This is a genomic window from Haloarcula quadrata (genome assembly GCF_003634715.1).
GTDB classification, from domain to species: Archaea; Halobacteriota; Halobacteria; order Halobacteriales; family Haloarculaceae; genus Haloarcula; species Haloarcula marismortui.
This window is the reverse complement of record NZ_RBWW01000002.1, coordinates 403,962-425,981: the sequence shown is the minus strand read 5'-3', so window position 1 is coordinate 425,981 and position 22,020 is coordinate 403,962. Positions and strand designations below refer to the sequence as shown.

The window sequence follows — 22,020 nt, the reverse complement described above, 5'->3', positions numbered from 1 at the left end:
TCTTATAAATGGGTTCGATGCCCCACCCACAGAGAAAAGTACGGATACGCCCTAGCTCTGCCAACTCATGGCCCTCGGAACACGCACGGTCTCAGACAGTCAGGGTGTCCGGACGCTGCTGACGAGCGCCCGATTCGAACTGATGCCGTTCGAGAGCTTCGACGAGGAGATTTCCCACCTCCCCGACAACGCGACTATCGCAATCACGACTTCGCCACAGCTCGGCATCGAGAAGACAGTCGAGAAGACGGCGGAAGCCGCCGAAATGGGGTACGATGTTGTGCCACACATCGCGGCCCGCTATGTGGAAGACAGAGAACAACTCGAATCGATAGCCGAGCGACTGGAACAGGCAGGTATCACGGACATCTTCGTCCCCGGTGGCGACCGTGAGGAACCGGCTGGTGAGTACGAGTCAGCGCTCGACATGCTTGAAGCGCTCAAAGAGACTGAGTACTCCTTTGAGGAAGTAGGAATCACAGGCTACCCCGAGGGCCACGACTTCATCGACGACGAAACGCTGGCGGAGTCGATGGCACAGAAGGCACCATACGCGACGTACATCGTTACACAACTCTGTTACGACCCGGACGCCGTGTTAGAGTGGGTCGAAGACATCCGTGCTCGCGGTATCGAACTCCCGGTCGAAGTGGGTATCCCGGGCGTGATGAACTACCAGCGACTGATGCAGATATCCCAGAAAGTCGGCGTCGGTGACTCGATAAAATTCCTCAGGAAGACCACGGGCATTCTCGGGTTCGTCAAGCAACTGGTCGGCTCCCGCGGGACCTACGAACCTGACGAACTCATCGACGGCCTCGCACCCTACGTCGAGGATGATGAGTACAACATCCGCGGCGTCCACATCTACACATTCAATCAGACGCCCGACACTGAAAAGTGGCGGCACAAGCGTCTGGATAGTTAGTCGCCGGCTTCCGTAGCCGTCATCTCTCCGTCACTGCCGCCATCACCGCCGCCTTCGTCTGACTGCTGGGCGCAGCCAGCCAACGACACGACACCGGCTGTGCTTCCGACCCCAAGTCGTTTCAGAAGGTCACGTCTGGTCTGTTCAGACATGTGTATTGGTATGTATGAGCAATTCTCTTATGAATCTGTGTTGAGATGGAATATTGGCCTCACACTGGGTCGGGCGCACTGGTGATGCTCCGCCCCCGCTGCTAACCGAGGGGTAGTCCACTTCGGAGCCGTCGGATTTCACGAAAAGGAACGATGCATTTCCTAACAACGTGTGCGAATAAAAAGAGGGACAGGCGGAGTGAGGGGTTAGTCGTCGCTTTCGGCCTCTTTCCGGGCGTTGAGCTTCGCCTGCTCACGAGCGCTCGGGTTGACAGACTCCTTGAACGGCACCTTCGCGGCGGTGGCGAACACCGGTTCGCCGGGTTCGTCGGCGTACTCGTCGGGGAGATGGACCTGGAACTCTAGGTCCAGCTCCTCGTCGTAGATCGCGTCGTTGAGCGGCGTGTCGGTGACTTCCTGAATCTTCTCAGCCGGGACAAAGCCCATGCCGATGTTGGTCTCTAGGTCCGGGTTCCACCACGGAGAAGTGAGGTAGCCGCATTCCTCGCCCGTGTCCGGGTCGGAGATGAGCCAGAAGTCGGGGGCGTAGTCACGGATTGGCTCGCCGGCGATCTTCAGTCCGATGAGCTTGTGCTCGAACGGGTAGTTGCCGTTCTCGATCTGTTCTTTTTGTTCTTCGAGAACCTCTTTGCCGATGTAGTCGGCTTCCTTGTCGTCAGGGACGTGGTAGCCGAGATTGACCTGGAACGGTGACGTCTCATGGTCGAGGTCCTGACCCCAGGACATGATGCCGGCGGCAATCCGGCGGTGGTGACCGGGTGCGATCTGACGACCGCCGTGGTCCTTGACAGACTCCATAACAGGGTCCCAGACGCGCTCGGCGTTTTCCATCGCGTCTTTGACGTAGACTTCGAAGCCCTTCTCGCCGGAGAACCCAGTCTGGCTGATCAGTACGTCGCAACCGTCGATCTCGGCCTCCATCAGACCGTAGTAGGGCACGTCTTTGACCTTGTCGCCGACGACATCGACCATCACGTCGAGCGCCCTTGGGCCCTGAATCTGCATCGGCGCGACATCAATCTCATCGATTTCGACATCAAAGTCGTTGTCGACGTTGACGCCCTGAAGCCACTGCATCAGTGTCGAGTCCGAGATAGAGAACCAGAACTCGTCTTCCTCGGGCCGGAGCAACACTGGGTCGTTCAGGACGCCGCCGTCCTCGTTACAGAGGATGACGTACTTCCCGTCCATCGCGTCCATGCCCGTCACGTCGCGAGTGACCACGTAGTTCGTCAGCGCCTCAGCGTCGGGCCCTTTGACACGAATCTGGCGCTCGACGGCGACGTCCCAGAGGGTGACGGTGTTGGTCAGTGCGTCGTACTCCTTCATCACGCCTCCGTCCTCGGGCTCGATGAGACCGCGCGGGTGATAGAGGCGGTTGTAGACGGTAGCCCGCCAGGCTCCCTCCTCGTTGAAGGACTTGTGGAAGAACGGGGACTTTCGAACGCGCGTCGACACCAACATCTCGATGTTGGGGTCACCAGTCTGGCGGAGGTTCCGTGGTACTGTCCGGTCTGACTGGTCGACATTGGGATAGTTAGGATGTTCCTCGTTACCGGTCATGCCTCTGAAAGAACATGTGAAATGCTAATAAAAGATATTGTTACTTGCTTCTGGGGTTTATATACGGGGTGGATTTTGTGGGCCACAAAACGCTCGGAACCGTTGCCTAACAGCCCGTGAGCATGAATATTCTACCGGGAGCGTGGCTGTATTACTCAGGCGATACCGATGGCTGTAGTAGCCCGAACCGACCGGCACGGAACACGACCGAGCAGCCGCTGTGACTGTTCGGAAATGCGTCATGCTGAGTCACTGCTGGTTCGGGTGTACCTCACAATAGCGAACTCGCTGTGGGTCGTTCGTTCCATCTCTGTCCAGTTCGACCAGTCGACAGTCGGAAAGACAGTATCGCCGTCGAAAGCTGCTGCTAGTTCGGTCAGAATTAGCTCGTCAGCCTGTGGGAGAAACTGCTCGTACACTGTCGCTCCGCCGATGACATACGTCGTAGATGCGTCACTATCGGCTGCTTCGGCCACCGCCGCCGTCGTCGAGGTAACGGCCGTGACGCTGTCAGGAAGTTGGTGCGGCGTCGTGGTCAAAACAATGTTCAGTCGCTCCGGCAGCGGGCCATCAAGATCACGACGAATACTCTCGAAAGTTCGCCGCCCCATAATGACTGGATGACCGACAGTTGTCTCTTTGAAATGTATCAGATCCTCGGGATACTGCCACGGAATGTCGCCGCCAGCACCGATCACTCCGTTTGCCGCGACGGCGGCGATCAGCGAGAGTTTCATACACATTTCTATGTTGGGCTGCTGGTAATAGTTCTATCCTGGCATGATTTCCTAACGGCAGTGCCACCCCAAACCGTGATAGCGTATCTCGCGCGCGACTTATGATGTTCAGCCAGATAAAGTATCGTATGGATACGATTCACCTGTCGCCCGGTCCCGCCGCCGCTCAGGCGTTTCGTCTGGGGATCGTTGCGAGTGCTGTCGGTGGACTCGCCGGGATCGCGACACTGTATTGGCTAGACGTCCTGACTCCGGTCCTTGCTGGATACACACTCGTCCTTCTGTTCCCGGTGTATCTTGTCTTCGCTGCGACGGCGTTGAGCGTCTGGTTAGGCTATAACAAAGACGCGACAGCACTACGGCCAGTCTACCGTCAAAAAGATTCAAACGGACGATCCGAATAGGTCTTCGCAGTTAGGCGGGTCTACTATCTGTCCCGGTACATCTATTTTTGACATCTTTGGACACATACTATAGAATTTGGCCTCAAACATGGTTCAGTATCACGGGAGCGGATTAAAATGGCCACGCTAATCGGAGCGCCCTCCAAGCACTCACCGATACCGGTTCCGTGAACTCACACCTCTCTGTCAATTATCGTTGCCGCAATGAGGTTCCGCATCCCACGGCGGAGTCTACCGCTCATTGCTGTCGAGGACAGTCCAATTTCGTCGGCGACTTCGTTCAGAGAGATATCCCTTGGTTCTCCAAAATAGCCGTGTTCGTATGCAGTTATCAGCGCGGTCAGCTGTTCGTCGGTCAACCCGTACGACGACTCACCGCCGGTGTCCGTATTTCCGTATATTTCGATGATATCGAGAGAAATGTCGTTCTCGTTTGCGTACTCCCAGATCGTATTGAGCGCCTCGCGGTCAGGGAGCAAGAGTCGGACGAGCCACCCGTTGCCCTTCGTCTCTGTATGGACCAGAAATCCGTTGACATCGGTAACGACAGTGCTGATAAGCTTCGTTTCCGGGGTGTGTTCGATGTAATATATTCCGGTCTGGTCGGTCCAGTCGACTAGTTCGTAGCTCTGGACTGTCGGATCGGCATCAAGCATCTCTTCGAGTCGGTCCCTGTCGCGATACTCGATGAGGAACGGAAACACAGTGGACCCCGGATCAGTATTCCCCTGTGTGATGACACGGATGGCTATGTCTTCGAGGTTCTGTAAGGTTGGAACCAGCGCGAGGCGTTCGTGTTCGATATGTATTTTCGTCGTTATTGACATTGTGTGGGAAGCGGACTGCTATCGAGTCGTCACAGATCAATACTGGCTCGGCACCTGAACACAATCATCGGTGAGTTGCTGTGTATATGCTGGGACTCCATGTCAATGTTTACATACACAGATTCACACACGAGGGCAAAAATATAAAACTGGCTGTAATCCGAGGGCCTGCATAGTGCTCGGAAGGGTTTGTTTTCACCGCTGAAAACAAATCTGGGATCTGCTTTGGAGTCGGAACAAAGCTAAAACAATCCAAGGGCTATCTGTCACTCGTTCGTTATATTTGGCGAGAAGCACGCGTTCTGAGGGTAATCTATGCTAACAATCATTAAAATTACCTGTAATAAATACCCGTAATTATCCACCAACGGGCTTAGAATGCTATAGCAAGTATATAATATTGAAATGAGTAAATCACAAAAGAGAGCTACCGAGAACAACAAGTTCTCGAACGACGATTTCTATCTGCCGGCTGTCGCCCTCCCGCCGAACTTCGGTCGTATTGAGTCGGTTGTGTCCGACCTCTTCGATTTCCACGGTGTCGTGTTGATTCCCGACAGTTACAACAAGTAATACTTCGACCATCGTTTTGCAGTCCGTTCAAGAATGGACTAGCTGCGGCCGATTAGCCGACTAATTCGTCGACGACTGCTTCGACAGCCTCGACAGGAACATCGTACTCGTCGGCTATCGCCTGTGCCCGTGCTGCTGAGAGCGAGCCGTTTCCGGCCACGGCATGCTTGCTGGCTTTTTGAGGCTGTGACGGCGCTAGCGCCTCGTCGCTGATGGACAGATTGACGGCGTCCCATCGGGTGTAATGACCCATCGCATCGAAGTACGCCTTTGTCGCCCGGCGTTCGTCGTCCCTGAACTCGGCAGTCAGGAGCCCTTCCTCGCCAATCAATGGACCGGCTTTGACAATCCCCGCCGGGTTGACCAGCATACTCCCGCCCGCGGCGACGTTGAATCCGAGTTCGTCCTCCGAAAATCCGTCCGGCACAGCCTCGCTCATGTACGCCGAGCACGCAGCGACGAACGACTGGGTTTCGAAGGCGTACTCACGCATCGCGGGATAGACATCACAGGAGTCTACAGCTTCGCTCGTCTCCGCTCGGGTTTTGTCTCCGGGATGACCGTGCTGTTCCCAGAAACCGGGCCAGACAGCAGCGTGTATCTCCTCACCCATTGTAGTCAGCGCCGCCTTCGAGAGCGTCATGTGGTTCTCATAGCAGATGAGGCCGCCGAGTCGGCCGACATCCGTTTCGTAGGTGGCCAGACTCGACGGGTCGCCACGGCCCCAGATGGCACGCTCCTCGTGGGTTGGCATTAGCTTCCGGTGACGGCCCATCAGCTCCCCGGTATTGTCGAAGTAAAACAGCGAATTGTAGAGCGTCTCGCTCCCCTGCCGATCACTAATTTCGTTCGTCCCCAACACAAGCGTGAGGTCGGCTTCCGCGACTGCCTCGCCGAGTATTTCGATAGCCTCGTCGTCAACGTGGAGACTGTTCTTCTGGAGGTCCACCATCAGATCAGTCCATCTGGAGATAGAAACACTGCCCCGCCAGTATGGGTACCCCGGGAAGTACGTCTCCGGAAAGACGACAATGTCTGCACCGTCCCGACCCGCCTGCTCGATATACCGGCATGTCTTGTCCAGCGTTCCCTCCTTGTCGTGGTAGACGGGCTCTACCTGCGCGGCCGCAAGTGTGAATGATTTGGCTGGCATTCGTTTGCAATACATAGGCTACCGGCAAATCAGTTGAGCCGATCTCTCCGGGATGCGGTCGTAGAACTGTGTCGTGAGAAACGGGGTTGAGCGCGTCTTATCCTACTGGCGTCCAGGCTCCGGGGCCTGCCATGCAACAACGATACCAGCGATAGCGACCGCGCCGGCCAGTAAAAACGCCGGTTCGAATCCAGCTCTGTTCACCACGGCGCCGCCGACAATCGGTGCAACAAACGCCCCCGCGAGGCCGATACTAGTCTGGAATGCGACTGCCGTTGCAGCGACGCGCGGGTCGACGAGTTCGCGGACGTACGTAAACGAGAGGCCAAGCGTCAGTTGGACCGCAAACCCGATCAGCAGGAGGACAGCAACAAGTAGTGCCAGCGAGCGAAACTGCGTAAACCCGAGGAGAAGCGGAGCGGCGAGACCGAACGACCACAGCACGACCGGTCGCCGTCTGCCATCAAAGACCCGGTCCGAAATGAGTCCGCCGCTGATTCGAGATACCACCCCAACAGCGGGGAATACAGCAACGACGAGCCCGCTCACGGCCAGAGAGAAGCCCAGACCCTGTGTGAGGTACGATGAGCCCCAGCTATTCACGAACAGGTACAGCGCGTAACCAAGGAAGCCGAGGACACCGACAAGCCAGACGCTCGGGCTCCGGAGCACGGCCCCGAATTCTCGCAGGGACGGGGCATCGCCGCGGCTCCCACCGTGCCCGTGGCTCGCTGGCCAGAAGACGGCCAGCCCCACGATTGCGGGGACAATGAAGGCCAGAAAGACAGCCGGCCAGCCGAACCGGTGGGCAATGAGCGGCCCCGTTCCCTGTCCGAGTGCAAAGCCGACCGGGCCGCTCGCAGTGAAGATGCCCACTGCTGTCGCGCGGTGAGAGCCATCGACGGCCCGGCTTACCATATCGATACCGGCGTTCCAGACGACGACATACGCGGCTCCCCCCAGTGCACGAGATGCAAGGATTGACTCGTACTGGCCACGCCGGCCGGCTCGCCATCCCCACACCCCGGCGATGACCAATATGCCCACCGCAAGGGCCATCGCGGTTCTTGAATCGGTCCGGTCCAGCACAGCACCGACAGGGAGGCTGACGACGACAGCGGTCCCGAACATGACCCCAACGACGAGACCGACGGCTGTCGGCCCGACCTGCAGTGATTCCCGAATAAGCGGTGTAACGCTTGCAGGAACGATCTCGTAGGCAGCCAGTCCCATCGAGATGAGGCTTGTACCCGCTACGAGCCACCACGTCGAATTGGCTGTTCGGACAGGTGATTCAGCAGTGGTCTCGGAAATATCGGAATCAGTAGCCTGTGGTGTCATTCTGTCGGGCGAGGGCGTCCTGTCACTGCAGTGGGGTGGCTGGTGTCGAAACTAGAAGTACGAAGCGCAGTCAGTTCAAAAGGCGATCCTTTCGCGAGCGGTTCCCGAACAACATGGAAAGAGTTGCGTTGGCGGGAGCAGTGGCGACGAAGACTCACTATGTACCACTGAGATAACAGGGCGTATTGAAACCCTATGACCTGAAGCGGATGCTACAACAGAATCGTTGCCGAGTTCGCCGTAGTATGAACGTGGAATCCGTGGCATGACACATATATAAACAGGAGCAGAACAGATATATGGGCGCTTCGGCGGGTTTAGATGTTTCCATAGAAATAGAAAGAAGTATTTACCAATTTTGCTTCTATTTTTTGGATTACACTACCAGCAAGCTCGCATTCAGAATTTATTCGGTGTATATTCAATGTATCTGTGGTAGATACGCCTATACTCACAAGAGCTATTACACAATTCGGTGTATTTCATCAAACAAGTCAACCAGAACCCGCCTGCTCCACGCGTGAAGGCGGGTGCCAAAATAACGTGCAAGATACCGTTGGAGGGGTGCTAGCGCCGGTTTTCGTGATTCTTTCACTTCAGATTTCAGGGCTGTCGAGGTTGACGTACACCGTTTTGGGTTGCTGGTACTGCTCTACCGCCGCCCTGCCGAGGTCGTGTCCGATTCCCGACTCTTTGAACCCGCCGTACGGACCTTCGGGTCGGATCGGTCCGTATGCATTGATGTAGACGACGCCTGCATCTATGTCTGCGGCAGCTTGGTGGGCGATATCAGTCGATTCTGTCGCGACCCCTCCAGCAAGGCCGAACTCCGTGTCGTTCGCCAGCGCGATGGCCTCATCATACGTCTCGAATGACTGGACAGTCTGGACGGGGCCAAAGATTTCTTCGCGCGCGATTCGCATATCGGGCTCGACATCTGTGAACACAGCCGGTTCAACGTAATGACCGTCAGCGAGGGCGCGGTCATCCGGTGCAGTGCCACCAGTGGCGAGCGTAGCACCCTCGTTTCGGCCGATGGTGACATAGTCCGACACAGTCTCAAACTGGTCCTCGTTGGTCAACGGCCCCAGCGTCGTCTCATCATCAAGCGGGTCACCGAGCGTGTACGATTCAGCCCGGGCCACCAGTCGGTCGACGAACTCGTCGTGGATGTCTTCGTGGACAATTGCTCTGGACAGTGCATCACAGATCTCACCGGTGCTGTAGTAGACGCCTGCTGCGGCAGCGTCGACAGCCGTTTGCATATCTGCATCGGGAAAGACGACAAGCGGCGACTTCCCGCCCAGTTCGAGCGTCACGGGAGCGATACGGGCGGCGGCAGTCTGCATGACTTCCTGACCGACGCTGCCACTCCCAGTAAACGAGAGCTTCCGGACATCTTCGTGTTCAGTTAGTGTGGCCCCAGTCATCGACCCGCCACCCGTGACAACATTGATCACGCCGTCGGGGAAGATCCCATCTGAGAGCTGTGCCATCCTGACCGTTGTCAACGGGGTGTACGCGGATGGCTTCAGCACAGAACAGTTGCCGGCAGCCAGGGCAGGCCCGAACTTCCATGCGGCCGCCCACGCAGGGAAGTTCCAGGGGGTGATCTGTCCGACAACCCCGTATGGTTCCATTCTCGTGTACATATGGAGGTCCCCCTGTGCCGGTATCTGACTTCCCTGTTGTGTCCTGGCAACTGCCGCATAGTATTCGAGCGTCCTGAGCGCGCCTTCGACTTCGCCGCGCGCTTCAGACAGTGGCTTGCCAGTATCGAGACACTCTAACAGGGCTAGCTCGTCGAGGTGCTCCTCCAGAACGTCAACCCACTCGCTAAGGCGCTGTGATCGGTCCGTGGGTGTTCGGTCACTCCACGTTTCAAAGCCGTCCCAGGCGACTTGCACAGCTTGGTTGACCAGCTCGTCATCACAGACCGGGACTGCCGTTATCGGTTCATCGATGACCGGGTCGCGTGTCGGAATCGGCTCTGAACCTGAGACTGAGGTCCCACCTATCCACGGCTCGATAACGATGTCCGCCAGCGCGTCCTCGTGGGCCTGCAGATGTCGCTTCCGCATAGCGGTTCGCGTCTCGCTGTCAGGCATAGCTCAGGCGAACTCGTTGACAACGGGAATCCCGATTGTCTCGTAGTCGGTCATGGCGGCCAGTTCGTCGCTAACGCCCTCCAGACCGATTTTGTCGGTTATAACGGCACCGGGGTCGAGCTTGCCGTTCTCTACCATCCGGAACATCTCACCGTACTTCGACGGCGGGAGGCCGCTGGAGCCCTGCACCTGAATCTCGTTCATTACGATCGTATCCGTGGGCAGCGAGTTGTACCCTCGCTGTTCTTTCGTCGTCAGGCCGATCTGGACGTGTCGCCCGCGCGTTCTGAGCGATTCGATAGCGTTCTGGCAGGTCTCCTCAATCCCCAGTGCGTCTAGAGAGACGTGCGCGCCGCCGTCCGTGATATCTCGGACCGCTTGTACGACATCGTCCTCTTCAGCTGCGTTGACGGTGTCGATGGCACCCAGCTCTTCAGCCATTTCGAGTTTCTCGTCCATCAGGTCGACACCGATGACGTTTCCACCCAGTGCGTCCGCGATGTGGACCGCTGACAGTCCGATACCACCGAGCCCCTGAACGACGACGTACTCACCGCGACTCACGTCGGCCTGATGGGCCATTCCACGGTACGACGTCATGAATCGGCACCCCATGCCAGCGACCTCGACGGGGTCCACACCATCAGGGAGCTTCACAGCGTTGATGTCGGCGTTTGGAATCGGGACTTCTTCGGCAAAGGCCCCCGGCGCTCCGGGCTGGAAGCCGAGCCCCAGATGGTTCTCACAGAGGTTTTCATAGCCAACACGGCACTCGTGGCAGTGGCCACAGGCAAAATTGAACGGGATGGCGACCGTGTCCCCTTCTTTGACTGTGTCAACATTCTCGCCGACTTCGACGACCGTCCCCGACGGTTCGTGGCCGAGAATATGGCCCCGTGGTGGCTTGTAATCAAACCAGTCCCAGTTGCCGACCCATCCGTGCCAGTCGCTCCGGCAGACACCGCAGGCATCGACCTTAGCGACGACGCCATCCGGGTCCGGGTCCGGGCGTTCGACGTCTCTGATAGCTAGCGGCTCCTCGTACTCCTCTAACACAGCTGCTCGCATACGTATTGTGTGACGGTACCACATTATAAAAATATTTTCCCGCTCTGCTCTTCAGATGGGATAATATATAATTTTTTGAGAATTGCTTGATAGCGTTCTCGTCATTTAGTCTTGTACCAAAAATATAGTAATCTCAGAAATTCAGCTTCGTCTGTTAGTCCGTCGATTTTACAATCGAAACGGCCCCCTGAAATTTCAGGACAACCGTTTCGCCACGAATTCGATATTTGTGGCGAGAGCGGCGGCGAGGAGCCCGACAACGGAGATGAGGATGAGGAATGTCGAGACGACACTGACGATAGGCGTAAGCGACTGGCGCAGGGAGTTCCAGGCAAGCACGGGAATCGTCTGCGTCTGATAGTTCGACAGGAACAGCGCCATCACGAACTCCTGCAGGCTGATAATGAACGCCAGCAGCGCAGACACAAGTATCCCGCTTTTGACGTTCGGCAGGATGACGTGGATGAACACACGGATCGGATTCGCCCCGAGGTCCATTCCAGCGTCGCGCAGTTGCCAGTCGAACCGCTGGAAGACGGACTGCATCACGAAGAACACGAGCGGTGTGGCCCAGAGACTGTGGGCCAAGATGATGCTGAGATACGACGACCGAAACCCAAGCCTGCTGAAATACACGAGCAGCGTCACCCCAAGGATGACCGGCGGAATGAGCAATGGTAGGATGACGATGGGCGTCAGGATATCACCGAACCGGCCTCTGTGTGCTTCAAGACCGAACGCAGCCGTGATGCCCATAAACGTAGCGACGACCGTCGTTCCGACACCGACGACGAGACTATTATCGAACGCTCGTAGCCACACCACATCGGCAAAGAACGCGCTGTACCATCGCAGGGAGAGCGCTTGCGGCGGGAACTGCAAGTTCCCCGACGCGGAGAAGGACGTTGCAATAACAATACCCAGCGGTAACAGCATGACAACGAATATCGCTATATAACCGATGCGAAACGCTGCCGTTCCAAGCCATTCGAGACTACGTTGCATTGGTCACGTCACCTCCAAAGCGGCCGAGGACAGTGTAGATGACAAGAATGCTCACGAACATCAGGACGAGCATTACCGTCGAGAGGGCAGTGGCTATCGGCCAGTTGAAATTGACTAGCATCTGCTCCTGCACTTCGAGTGCGAACGGGCGGTCGCTCCCTGCACCGAGCAGCGCCGGTGCGGAATACGCGCCGACGCTCCAGGCAAAGGAGATAACAGTCGCGACGGTGATTCCTGGCATAATCTCTGGCAGAACGACCGCAAAGAAAGACCGGATTCGGCTGGCTCCGAGGTCCCTGGCCGCCTCGACAAGCTCCCATTCAACGGTTGTCAGGACGCTGTAAATTGCCAGCATCGCATACGGGAAGACGATATACACTTGTCCGATGACGACGCCAAGCGTGTTCGGGACTATCTGCAGGGGTGCCTGAATGAGGCCGACTGCGAGCAAGAGGCTGTTGGCCGTCCCGTTCGGAGCCAGCAACGGAACCCACACGTACGTCTTGATTACGAGTGTCGTCAACAGCGGCAGCACAACCGAAAATAACAGGGCCGATTTCCGCACCCCGTTCGCGCGCCAGGTGGCATATGCATAGAAAACCGCGAGGACGACTGTGAGTAACGTCGCGATGATGCCGAGCTTGAACGAATACACGATGATTCCCTGGAGCAACTCAGACTGGAGGACCTGCACGTACGATGCGATGGTGAACGTCCCCTCGGCATACGGGAGGCCCTGTGACTGTTCGCTGAAACTGATGCGAACCAGCAACAGAAACGGAACCACGAACACCAGCAACTCGAACAGGATCAGTGGGCTCATCAGCAACAACGAGCGGCGAGAGCCAGACTGTCCCTCAAATAGCGACCAGAGGCGGTCTAACACAGTCGTTCTGGAGTCGACACTCATTGTCGGTCCCTCACCCTCGTGCCGTCGGGACGGAACAGCAGTATGTCATCGATATCCCAGCTGAGCTCAACCGTATCTCCTTCATCAATTGCTGATTGGTCAGTAACGCTCTGTTCGACGAACAGTTGCTCCCCGCCGATGTCGACGACATGGCGGATGCTGGAGCCGCGATAAATAGTACTCTCTACGGTCCCGGAAACACCACCACCACCGCCGTTACCGTCGGCACGGGTCTGGTGAGATGCCCGGGTTGATTCATCGGTGAGAGGAGCTATTTGCATGAACTCGGGACGGAGCGAGACAGTAAGGGACGCTTCGGGCTGGATTTTCGAAGTCACCGGTACACGGATCTCCGAGTCGAACTCCGTCACCAGATAGCTGTACTGGCCGTCACTGTCGCTTACAGTACCACTGACGAAGTTTGTATCACCCAGGAATTCCTCGACAAACTTGTTTTTCGGGTCCCGATACACTTCATTCGGCTCTCCGACCTGCACCAGTCGCCCATCGTTCATTATGCCGATACGATCAGCAAGGGTGAACGCTTCATCCTGATTGTGTGTGACGTGAACGAACGTGGCTCTTACATAACTCAGCGAAACACGTTGACGACGAAGCAGTCAAGAAGGCCGTGTAGTGGTGCTCCAGCGAGGTTTAACGTCCGTACGAACCCGTAGGTTCGGACGGACTGCTCCAATCCAGGCTTGGAGAGGCCGCGGAACTTCTGTAGCCATGGATTCACTAGCGACCAGAGGCATTCGACTTGGTTGATGTGGACGCCGTCATCAGTGACAAATTCTTCGGAGTGAACAACGGTCTGCTCGTTCTTGTAGACGAGTGGCGCGTACCCGCGCCACCCGTCGTGCCAGACCTCATCCAGTTTCCCTGAGAGAATCTCTACCTCATCAAGTGCTGGTTTGAGTTCTTCCGGTTGAGCACCTGGCTCGGCGCGAATTACACGAAGTACATCACGACAGGCACCGATCAGCGTCATGGTATCGCCAGGTGCTCCTTCCCACCGTGATCGCCCCCCTTCCCCAGAGCCGCCGCGGGAAAGCCCATCCCGCGGCGGCGTCTGTCCCTTGTAACCAGAGCACTTGTGGCCGGTTTCGTCGATCTGAGTTGGGCCGTCGATAGCGTGTTGGATGCGCTCCCAGACGAGGTAGAAGCCGCGCTGGAAGGCGGCTTCTACCTCTCGAATCGTGGAATGAACCGTGTCGTAGACCGCTTCGAAGAGCTGGGTGATTTGGTGGATGCTGAGAAGTGTGTCGGCATAGAGGACGAACGCAATGACGATTTCGCCAGGAGAGAGAGTGCGGCCTTCGAAGGGCGTGTTGCGGGTGTAGGAGAAGACATAGCGGCAGTTGGTGCACCAGACCCGGGGACTGCCGTCCCCGGACTGGATGGCGGTTTCACCACACTCCGGGCAAGGAGCTTGTTCCCATGCCTGCTTACAGCGCCGCTCGATTTCCTCATCGAGCGGCTCTGGGCGCAACACTATTGACGTGAGCTCAACAATATCCTGTAGCATCCCGCCGAAGGCTGTTTGATTGTACATAGCAACTAGCCTACGGCGGGATGCTGTAATTCTCGGGGTACTGTTTCACTCAGTTCGGTAAGAGCCCGAACGTTTTCTGAAACTCTTCGTGAATATCTTTCAGCTCGATCTCCATCTCCTCACGCAGTCGCTTATCCAAGTTCGAGAGGGGTTCATCAAGCAGTAGCACGTCAGGGTCCACTGCCAGCGACCGTGCCAGCGCGACACGCTGTTTCTGGCCACCCGAGAGGTCGGTCGGACTGTGACTTTCATACCCATCCATGTGAACGCGGTCCAGCATCTCGCTGGCGCGGTCACGCCGCTGCTGTTTTCCCATGCCACGCATCTTGAGACCGAACGCAACGTTCTCAAGTACGGTCTTGTAAGGGAACAGCGCCCAGTTCTGGAACACCATCGAGGTGTCCCTGTCGTAGGCCGGTTCGTCGGTCACGTCCGCATCTCCGATGTAGACTGTCCCGGACGACGGTGTCTCCAGCCCGCTGATCATTCGCATCGTCGTCGACTTGCCACAGCCACTGGGACCGAGTAAGCACAACAGTTCCCCGTCGCGAACGGATAGGGAGACATCTGTCACCGCATCGAGCTCCCCGAACGATTTCGAGAGGTTCTGTAGTTCTATCTCCGACATGAGTTATGCAATTCGTGTTGGCCACTGAGACACTGGTCCCTTGTAAACATCGGTCCCGACATCGCTAGTTCGAACTCGCCTCCATCTCCGAGATCCGCTGGTTGAAGCTGTCAAAGTTCGAGTTGATGTAATCGAACTCCGGCCAGGCGACGAGCGCTGCTTCGTCACTGTTGTTGGGGAGGTCCTCATTGAGTTTTTCAGTCGCGTATTCCATGTCCGTATTCGTAAACAGCGTCGGACGGCTCAATTGAATCCGGCGAATTTCGGCGTTTCAGCGTTCAATTGCCTGCTCCACGTTGTAAACGCCGGCTATGAGCGTTATCTCCCGGAACTGGCGGAACCAGTCACGCGCTCGGACGGCGGAGCCGTGCGAGCGCTTGATTGAGGAGTTGACGGACTCGGTCTGTGATCGCTGACCATAGAGCTCGTCGTCTATTCGGGCGTTGTGTGCGTGATCGTAAGGAGCGAAAACACGGTGCTTTATCAGCGGACGAATCCCGGCGTTTCGAAGCTCCTCACGGAAGCTCATGTCATCATAGCCTTTGTCAGCGGCCAAGCTTCGAAGGTCGCCCGCGTTCCGCAGGGCGACCTTCGGGCCGATCTTGGTTTCGTCAGGCCACTTCGTGCTGCAGTGTAAGTCAAGAATTGCTCCCTCAGCTGTATCTACGAGAAACGTCGTCTGGATCGTTTTGACGGAACGATCAATCCGTCGCAAGTAGTGAGACGATGCCTGCTGACGGTCGAAGTAGGTGGCATCAATTGCGGCGTGACCATTCTGGTCCAGCAGCTCCGCCGACCGGCGGAGCAGCTGTCGCCAGACAGTCATCGATGCCCGTTTGAACGCCTTACACAGCGTCGAAGGCGCGGGAAACTCCCCGCGTTGAAGATTCAATACCGCTCGAACACGTTCCATCTCTTCGGCCCAGTCGATGATTTCCTCGTACTCCGCGCTCATGTGTTCGCGCAGATAGAGCAAGACTGCGTGCTTCCAGCCGGCAAACCCGTTGCCGGCTGGATCACTCAGTTCCATCAGCGCAGCGTCAGTAAGCTTTTGAGCGAGCGAAGCCACTTGCTTCACGAAGCGGAAGAGGGTGTTGTGCATAACATTACTCTCCCGCTTCATACCCGTGATTCTAACGACCTATCCCGGCGCCGTCTGTGGATTCAATTGAGCCGCGTCGGACTGTTTTCCGACCACCGTGTCTGGGTCTCGGCGTCCAGCAGGAAATTCAAGAAATCCTCCGCCATCCGCCGTTTGTCAGTGCCACGGACCGGACACCAGTGGTTGACGAAACCGCTGTTTCTATCCGGTGCGGTGTGGCTCAGGTTAGGATAGTCGTCAATATCGTACGCGGTCTGTTCGTAGTACCACTGCGCGTGGTCGATAATGCCGTTCTCGAACAGTTGCCAGATGTCTTCCCCGGAAGAAGCCCAGCCCTGGATGTTCCACTGCTCCTCCATATAGTCAAACACGTCCATCGAGAGGTCCTCATCGTACACTTCCCCAGCAAGTTCCTTCGCATCCATCGCGACAGCAGCGTCATGCTGTGGGAACCACCAGAACCCTTTGTCGATACCGATTCCATTCCCGTTGGCGGCTTCTGGGGCGGCAAGGTCGGCCCAGGTGGTCGGTTCGAAATCTAGATCGTTTCGATAGATGAGCGTCGTCGGCGCACCGTCGACGGGGACCCCGAACTCCGTGGTTCGGAAGTCAGTGTAATAGTCAATGACGCCATCCAGATTCGGCACGTTCTCCTCTCGTACTGGCAAGAACAGGTCATCGTTGCGACCAAGGAGGTAAAAATACCCCTCCGTGCATCCGTTCTAGGCTAAGGCTGAGTTAGCAGGAAAACCACCAGATGTTACCGGGATGAGAAACCGGTGGAAAGTGAATGAAACTACCACCGGATGAGGTAATCGAAGAGCGGTTGGTGAATACTTTTCCAAACAGCCGGCTGCGCGAGCTGGCTCGCGCAACCGGACTGGTGCAGCGCGACGGCGGGAAGTTGGAAGCTGACGCTCTGTTCTGGGCGCTTGCGCTCGGATTTCTCTCAGCCGGGCACAGAACAATCGAAGCGTTCCGCCAAACCTACATCGATACCTTTGGTGGCACGATCAGGTACTCATCCTTCTACGAGTGGTTCACGCCTGAACTGTGTACATTCCTTCGAGAGGTCCTCAAGGAGGCCCTTGAGGACCTCGATCACGAGAGCGACCGTCTCCAAGGACGGTTTGAGGAGTTCCGTGAAGTCTTCATCGTGGATATGACAGTCATTACGCTGTTCCAGGAGCTGTTTGATGAGTTCCCTGGCTTTGGTGACGACCACGCTGGAGCGAAGCTCCACGTGGTCGAATCAACCAGTACAGGCCTCCCTACCGAGTTTTCTATCACAGACGCTCGCACGCACGAGTCAACGCAGTTGTCGACTGGACCATGGCTGGAGAACGCACTGCTGCTGTACGATCAGGCGTACTTCGAGTACCGGACGATGGACTTGATCGACACTAACGGCGGCTGGTTCCTGACGCGGTTGAAGCCAAACGCACAACCGAAGATCGTCGACGAACTCAGGGAATGGCGTGGCAACGCCATTTCTCTGGAGGGAGAAAAAGTTCAGGATATTCTGGACGATCTGCATCGTGACGTGATTGATGCCAAGAGCGAGGTCGAGTTCAAGCGACGCGTCTACAACGGCACGCGCAGCCGTGCCGTTGAGACGTTTCGCGTCGTTGGTGTCTGGAACGAGGACCAACAGCAGTACCACCTCTACATCACGAATCTTCCAGCTGACGACTACGCTGCCTCAGATATCGCAAAGCTCTACCAAGCTAGATGGGAAGTAGAGCTTCTCTTCCGTGAACTCAAGACTACATACGCCCTTGACAAGATGGATACAACCAAACCAGAGGTCGTTGAAGCGCTCATTCTGATCAGCCTCATTTCACTCATTGTGAGCCGGACACTTCGAGAACTGTTCATCGAGATTCTCGAAGACAACTGCAGTGACGACGACATTGAGCCGTCGTCACTGCTGCCACGAGAGCGCTGGGCAAAGGCTGTAAGCCGCCGGAATGATCGGATACTCCGCCGAGTCGCTCGGCGACTCGGCTATGAGACGCCAAGTCTCGTCAAATCGCTGATGAACGACGGATTGAACCCGAACGCTCACCGTACCTTATTGCTTGAGGAGGTACAGTACAACTCGTTTGACGCCAAGCTCGCGTAATCCAGCGAGAACGCTGGATTCGCGTCGCTGGTTAGCTGCGCTACTCGGTCCAGATGGGCAATTCAGTGCTTCTTCCTCCTGAGAGAAGTTCAGGCTGTCACACACGAGCAGATCGAATCTTCAGCGCCAGTTATTCACCGTAGATGTATCACCAGCTCTGGCACAATCTCTGTCAGCCGAATCAAGTTAGACTAGAACGGATGCCCCTCCGTGATGGTGACATCGAACGGTGGCTGATCCTCCGGTGCTGATCTGATTTTTGCCAGGATCTCGTTCCAGCCGCGGTTGACCTGTAATCGACCACCAGTCCGCTCTTCGTACATCGGTTTTATCGGCTCAATTGAATCCACAGACGGCGCCGGGATAGGTCGTTAGAATCACGGGTATGAAGCGGGAGAGTAATGTTATGCACAACACCCTCTTCCGCTTCGTGAAGCAAGTGGCTTCGCTCGCTCAAAAGCTTACTGACGCTGCGCTGATGGAACTGAGTGATCCAGCCGGCAACGGGTTTGCCGGCTGGAAGCACGCAGTCTTGCTCTATCTGCGCGAACACATGAGCGCGGAGTACGAGGAAATCATCGACTGGGCCGAAGAGATGGAACGTGTTCGAGCGGTATTGAATCTTCAACGCGGGGAGTTTCCCGCGCCTTCGACGCTGTGTAAGGCGTTCAAACGGGCATCGATGACTGTCTGGCGACAGCTGCTCCGCCGGTCGGCGGAGCTGCTGGACCAGAATGGTCACGCCGCAATTGATGCCACCTACTTCGACCGTCAGCAGGCATCGTCTCACTACTTGCGACGGATTGATCGTTCCGTCAAAACGATCCAGACGACGTTTCTCGTAGATACAGCTGAGGGAGCAATTCTTGACTTACACTGCAGCACGAAGTGGCCTGACGAAACCAAGATCGGCCCGAAGGTCGCCCTGCGGAACGCGGGCGACCTTCGAAGCTTGGCCGCTGACAAAGGCTATGATGACATGAGCTTCCGTGAGGAGCTTCGAAACGCCGGGATTCGTCCGCTGATAAAGCACCGTGTTTTCGCTCCTTACGATCACGCACACAACGCCCGAATAGACGACGAGCTCTATGGTCAGCGATCACAGACCGAGTCCGTCAACTCCTCAATCAAGCGCTCGCACGGCTCCGCCGTCCGAGCGCGTGACTGGTTCCGCCAGTTCCGGGAGATAACGCTCATAGCCGGCGTTTACAACGTGGAGCAGGCAATTGAACTCTGAAACGCCGAAATTCGCCGGATTCAATTGAGCCGTTTTATCGTTTCTTCGAAGCGGTCAGCGTAGTTCCCGCTCCAGACCATTACGCGCAGTGTCTCACCGCTGAAATCCTGGCCACTACTACTGTCGCCCGTGCTGGCACCGCCACTTTCACCACCGGTCCCACCGTCGCCGTCATCGCTGGCCAACGAAGCGCATCCAGCAAACACACCGGCGGTTCCAGCTCCGGCGGCGGTCAAGAACCGTCGACGGCTGGTTCCAGACTGTCGGATCGGTTCGCTCTCGGTATGCTCGTTATTGCCACACATTGCTATACGCACATATTCCACGCATATTATAAAAAACTACCTTCGATACCCCACTCTGATGCAACCACAGTCCGCGATTCCAGCAGAAAACATCGCTTGGGAAGAGATGAAGTGGGATGTTCCAGCCAGAGACGGACTAGTAGTCGGTGGCTAGAAAACAGGGTGTTGTTACGAAACGCGCCGCCAAGATTAGTTCGTCGTTCGGAGACGCTCTTCAAGTTCGTCAACGACATCCCTGAGCGCATTCGGCACTTCCTGTTCGAGAACCATCCCATCGACCCGATAGGTCGGGCCCGAGACACTGAGCGCGCCAATCACGTCCCCCTCCGGCCCGTGAACGGCTTTCCCAATGCTTCGCATCCCGTCGGTGTACCCCTGATCGTCGACAGCGTAGCCGCGTTCTCGAATCTGCTCCAGTTCGGCGTGCAACTCTTCCCGCGACGTGATCGTGTGGTCAGTCCGTGCAGGGAGCCCCCACCGCTCGATAACGTCTTCGACCCGGGACTTGGAATAGGTGGATAACACCGCCAGCCCAGACGCGGTCGCGTGCATGTGATAATATGACCCCGTTCTGGCCCGGTACTCCTTCGATGGTCCGTCAGTGGTCGTCCCCTCGAACTTTGCCCACTTGTGGTACGATTCGGCGATTGTGATAACCCTGCCACGGTCCGGAGCCACGAAGTCACACTCTTCCTCTGTCCGTTCGGTGAGGGCTGCGATTGCTTCCTCGATATGCGGATAGCCGGGCCATCGGCTTCGTGCCTGTTCACCGTAATTCAAGAACCGCAACCCGACCTGGTAGATTTCGCCGCGTTTGACCAGAAAGCCGCTGTCGCGGAGCGTGGTGAGGTGCTTATGTGCAGTACTCTTTGCCACGTCTACCTCTTCAACGATATCCCGAAGCCGTGCACCGTCACGGTCGGAGACGATATCAATAATCTCGATCGATAGTTCCGTGGTATTCACAGACATATGTCGGCTGTGTGTCTGATGGGATTTAGTAGTTCGGTAGAACAAAACCAGAATCATGAAGTGTCATTCGCTATTATTTTCTGTGTGAGTGTGTGACACTATTTGCGAGGCTAGTTCGATTGAGCGAAACAATGTCGGCACGGTCTGATTATCACGCAAAAAGAATAACAGAAGTACAGGCGTTATATGATGTAGGAGGTGACCCGAGACTTAGTCGTACAATCAAAATGAAGAAGAGACTCAGATGGCTTTCCCACAGTTTTTCTAGTTCGATCATATGAAACAGTCGAATCGAAACATAGGATATAGGGGTTGAACCGACAGGAGCCAATACCTACACGGTGAAGTTCGGAGACAAAAGCCATCCTAGACTGACGCTACGTTTCTATTTTGTTTGTGGTGCTGAGCGTTTCACTATCATATTCTTGTCTATCCGTCTATCGTACTGTATTCGTAGTACTGACTTCGAACTTCGATTTCGTTTTTCGTATATCGAAGTATCTCAAGCAGATTTGCCATGTATCTGGAGGTGAATCGATCTCTGGGCCCAGTAATACCAAGAGACACCATGACTTCCTGTTCGTCGTTGAATATCGGAACAGCGACACCTCGAACACCTCTGAGATGCTCCTCGTCGTCTATCGCATAGCCCTGGTCGCGAATTCGTTCAAGCGCCGCTTCGAGAGCAGACCGGGATGACAACGTGTTATCAGTCCCTTTCGGAAGCCCATGGTCGGCAACGATTTCGTTTCGTTTTTCCACCGGAAGATGCGCCAGAATTACTTTGCCCAGCGATGTCCAGTGCATCTCTGTGTGATTCCCAATGGGAATTTCGTCGCCCGCAGCCTTTCCGCCTGAGCTCCTGTAGAGAATGACCCGCTGGCCGTTTTCCTCAATGCCGGCACCAGCAATCTCGCCGGTTTCTCTGCTGAGTTCTTCAACCTTATTGCGAAGCAGTCGGCCGATGTCTAGTCTTTGCCGAACACTGCCACCGAGCTCAAGAAAGCGGAACGATCGACGATACTGCCCGGCTTCCTTGACAACGTAGTCCCGCTGGACAAGTGTGTTGAGGTGGATAAAGACAGTACTTGTGGGGATATCAAGATGAGACGCAAGCTCGGAAAGACCGACTGGTTCAACTTTTCCGAGAGCGGCGAGAATGTCCAGCGTTGTCTTGACCGCGCTGATCGTTTTGTTGTTCTGTGAGGGCATGGATGCGCTTTTTCTTGCAGGGTAAAATAGATTCCGTCGAGAGACAAAATGTTTCCAATCATATTGGAAACTGTCGGTGTCCCGTTAGAGA

At 56.1% G+C, this 22,020-nt stretch carries 23 protein-coding genes and 2 pseudogenes; 5 read left to right on the top strand and 20 right to left on the bottom strand.

Annotated features, from left to right (window positions below):
- The first annotated feature begins 67 nt into the window (after window positions 1-67).
- Window positions 68-928, top strand: coding sequence for a methylenetetrahydrofolate reductase (locus BDK61_RS19305; protein ID WP_121304190.1), 861 nt, complete (start codon window positions 68-70; stop codon window positions 926-928).
- On the opposite strand, the gene BDK61_RS19300 is transcribed toward BDK61_RS19305, so the two are convergent.
- From BDK61_RS19300 to BDK61_RS19290, 3 genes are all read right to left on the bottom strand, one after another.
- Window positions 925-1,080 carry a twin-arginine translocation signal domain-containing protein gene (locus BDK61_RS19300; protein WP_004965951.1) on the bottom strand — a complete coding sequence of 52 codons (156 nt, stop codon included), beginning with the start codon at window positions 1,078-1,080 and terminating at the stop codon, window positions 925-927. The genes BDK61_RS19305 and BDK61_RS19300 overlap by 4 nt on opposite strands.
- 207 nt (window positions 1,081-1,287) lie before the next feature.
- Window positions 1,288-2,664 carry an aminomethyltransferase family protein gene (locus BDK61_RS19295; RefSeq protein ID WP_121304189.1) on the bottom strand — a complete coding sequence of 459 codons (1,377 nt, stop codon included), beginning with the start codon at window positions 2,662-2,664 and terminating at the stop codon, window positions 1,288-1,290.
- 239 nt (window positions 2,665-2,903) lie between these two features.
- Window positions 2,904-3,401, bottom strand: a complete 498-nt coding sequence (locus BDK61_RS19290; protein WP_208644698.1) for a dihydrofolate reductase — start codon at window positions 3,399-3,401, stop codon at window positions 2,904-2,906.
- Window positions 3,402-3,529: 128 nt separating this feature from the next.
- Here BDK61_RS19290 and BDK61_RS19285 point away from each other — a divergent pair, with 128 nt between their 5' ends.
- Entirely contained in the window at window positions 3,530-3,805 is a 276-nt protein-coding gene (locus tag BDK61_RS19285) for a hypothetical protein (protein WP_004965956.1), read from the top strand.
- Between the two features lie 173 nt (window positions 3,806-3,978).
- On the opposite strand, the gene BDK61_RS19280 is transcribed toward BDK61_RS19285, so the two are convergent.
- Entirely contained in the window at window positions 3,979-4,632 is a 654-nt protein-coding gene (locus BDK61_RS19280; protein WP_121304185.1) for a helix-turn-helix domain-containing protein, read from the bottom strand.
- Between the two features lie 405 nt (window positions 4,633-5,037).
- Here BDK61_RS19280 and BDK61_RS23600 point away from each other — a divergent pair, with 405 nt between their 5' ends.
- The gene (locus BDK61_RS23600; RefSeq protein ID WP_167467401.1) at window positions 5,038-5,205 is read left to right on the top strand and encodes a hypothetical protein; all 168 of its coding nucleotides are present in this window, start codon (window positions 5,038-5,040) and stop codon (window positions 5,203-5,205) included.
- Window positions 5,206-5,257: 52 nt separating this feature from the next.
- Here BDK61_RS23600 and BDK61_RS19275 read toward each other — a convergent pair whose 3' ends face one another.
- From BDK61_RS19275 to BDK61_RS19220, 12 genes and pseudogenes are all read right to left on the bottom strand, one after another.
- Window positions 5,258-6,358: a carbon-nitrogen hydrolase family protein gene (locus tag BDK61_RS19275; protein WP_121304183.1), complete on the bottom strand. Its 1,101-nt coding sequence runs from the start codon at window positions 6,356-6,358 to the stop codon at window positions 5,258-5,260.
- A gap of 102 nt (window positions 6,359-6,460) precedes the next feature.
- Window positions 6,461-7,699, bottom strand: a complete 1,239-nt coding sequence (locus BDK61_RS19270; RefSeq protein ID WP_121304181.1) for an MFS transporter — start codon at window positions 7,697-7,699, stop codon at window positions 6,461-6,463.
- 596 nt (window positions 7,700-8,295) lie between these two features.
- On the bottom strand, window positions 8,296-9,807 hold the full coding sequence (locus BDK61_RS19265; RefSeq protein WP_121304179.1) for an aldehyde dehydrogenase family protein: 1,512 nt from the start codon (window positions 9,805-9,807) through the stop codon (window positions 8,296-8,298).
- 3 nt (window positions 9,808-9,810) lie between these two features.
- Complete coding sequence (locus tag BDK61_RS19260; RefSeq protein WP_007190547.1) at window positions 9,811-10,875, bottom strand: zinc-dependent alcohol dehydrogenase family protein; 1,065 nt, start codon at window positions 10,873-10,875, stop codon at window positions 9,811-9,813.
- 195 nt (window positions 10,876-11,070) lie between these two features.
- Window positions 11,071-11,880: an ABC transporter permease gene (locus tag BDK61_RS19255; RefSeq protein ID WP_011222735.1), complete on the bottom strand. Its 810-nt coding sequence runs from the start codon at window positions 11,878-11,880 to the stop codon at window positions 11,071-11,073.
- Entirely contained in the window at window positions 11,870-12,790 is a 921-nt protein-coding gene (locus tag BDK61_RS19250) for an ABC transporter permease (protein WP_004965971.1), read from the bottom strand. The genes BDK61_RS19255 and BDK61_RS19250 overlap by 11 nt, the downstream gene beginning before the upstream one ends.
- Window positions 12,787-13,305 carry a TOBE domain-containing protein gene (locus tag BDK61_RS19245; RefSeq protein ID WP_279629726.1) on the bottom strand — a complete coding sequence of 173 codons (519 nt, stop codon included), beginning with the start codon at window positions 13,303-13,305 and terminating at the stop codon, window positions 12,787-12,789. Before BDK61_RS19245 ends, BDK61_RS19250 begins: the two co-directional genes overlap by 4 nt.
- A 77-nt stretch (window positions 13,306-13,382) precedes the next feature.
- Window positions 13,383-14,348 (bottom strand): IS1595 family transposase, encoded by a 966-nt coding sequence (locus BDK61_RS19240; protein ID WP_121302811.1) that lies wholly within the window; start codon window positions 14,346-14,348, stop codon window positions 13,383-13,385.
- Window positions 14,349-14,415: 67 nt separating this feature from the next.
- A pseudogene (locus tag BDK61_RS19235) lies at window positions 14,416-14,976 on the bottom strand (ABC transporter ATP-binding protein); the annotation flags it as partial.
- 64 nt (window positions 14,977-15,040) lie between these two features.
- Complete coding sequence (locus BDK61_RS19230; protein ID WP_244209912.1) at window positions 15,041-15,190, bottom strand: hypothetical protein; 150 nt, start codon at window positions 15,188-15,190, stop codon at window positions 15,041-15,043.
- Between the two features lie 57 nt (window positions 15,191-15,247).
- Window positions 15,248-16,099 (bottom strand): IS5-like element ISHma10 family transposase, encoded by an 852-nt coding sequence (locus tag BDK61_RS19225; protein WP_121301968.1) that lies wholly within the window; start codon window positions 16,097-16,099, stop codon window positions 15,248-15,250.
- Between the two features lie 41 nt (window positions 16,100-16,140).
- Window positions 16,141-16,746 (bottom strand): extracellular solute-binding protein, encoded by a 606-nt coding sequence (locus tag BDK61_RS19220; protein ID WP_244209911.1) that lies wholly within the window; start codon window positions 16,744-16,746, stop codon window positions 16,141-16,143.
- A 122-nt stretch (window positions 16,747-16,868) separates the two neighbouring features.
- Between BDK61_RS19220 and BDK61_RS19215 the strand changes: the two genes are divergently transcribed.
- A complete protein-coding gene (locus BDK61_RS19215; protein WP_244209691.1) occupies window positions 16,869-18,203 on the top strand; it encodes an IS4 family transposase in 1,335 nt (444 codons plus the stop codon).
- Between the two features lie 191 nt (window positions 18,204-18,394).
- Here BDK61_RS19215 and BDK61_RS19210 read toward each other — a convergent pair whose 3' ends face one another.
- Entirely contained in the window at window positions 18,395-18,553 is a 159-nt protein-coding gene (locus BDK61_RS19210) for a hypothetical protein (protein ID WP_244209910.1), read from the bottom strand.
- A 35-nt stretch (window positions 18,554-18,588) separates the two neighbouring features.
- Between BDK61_RS19210 and BDK61_RS19205 the strand changes: the two genes are divergently transcribed.
- Window positions 18,589-19,440 carry an IS5-like element ISHma10 family transposase gene (locus tag BDK61_RS19205; protein ID WP_121302978.1) on the top strand — a complete coding sequence of 284 codons (852 nt, stop codon included), beginning with the start codon at window positions 18,589-18,591 and terminating at the stop codon, window positions 19,438-19,440.
- Window positions 19,441-19,472: 32 nt separating this feature from the next.
- Here the strand turns inward: BDK61_RS19205 and BDK61_RS24385 are convergent.
- The 3 genes and pseudogenes from BDK61_RS24385 to BDK61_RS19190 all read right to left on the bottom strand — a co-directional run.
- Window positions 19,473-19,745: pseudogene (locus tag BDK61_RS24385) on the bottom strand (twin-arginine translocation signal domain-containing protein); the annotation flags it as partial.
- A 189-nt stretch (window positions 19,746-19,934) separates the two neighbouring features.
- The gene (locus tag BDK61_RS19195) at window positions 19,935-20,717 is read right to left on the bottom strand and encodes an IclR family transcriptional regulator (RefSeq protein ID WP_049938604.1); all 783 of its coding nucleotides are present in this window, start codon (window positions 20,715-20,717) and stop codon (window positions 19,935-19,937) included.
- A gap of 429 nt (window positions 20,718-21,146) precedes the next feature.
- On the bottom strand, window positions 21,147-21,929 hold the full coding sequence (locus tag BDK61_RS19190) for an IclR family transcriptional regulator (RefSeq protein ID WP_121304178.1): 783 nt from the start codon (window positions 21,927-21,929) through the stop codon (window positions 21,147-21,149).
- Window positions 21,930-22,020 lie beyond the last annotated feature (91 nt).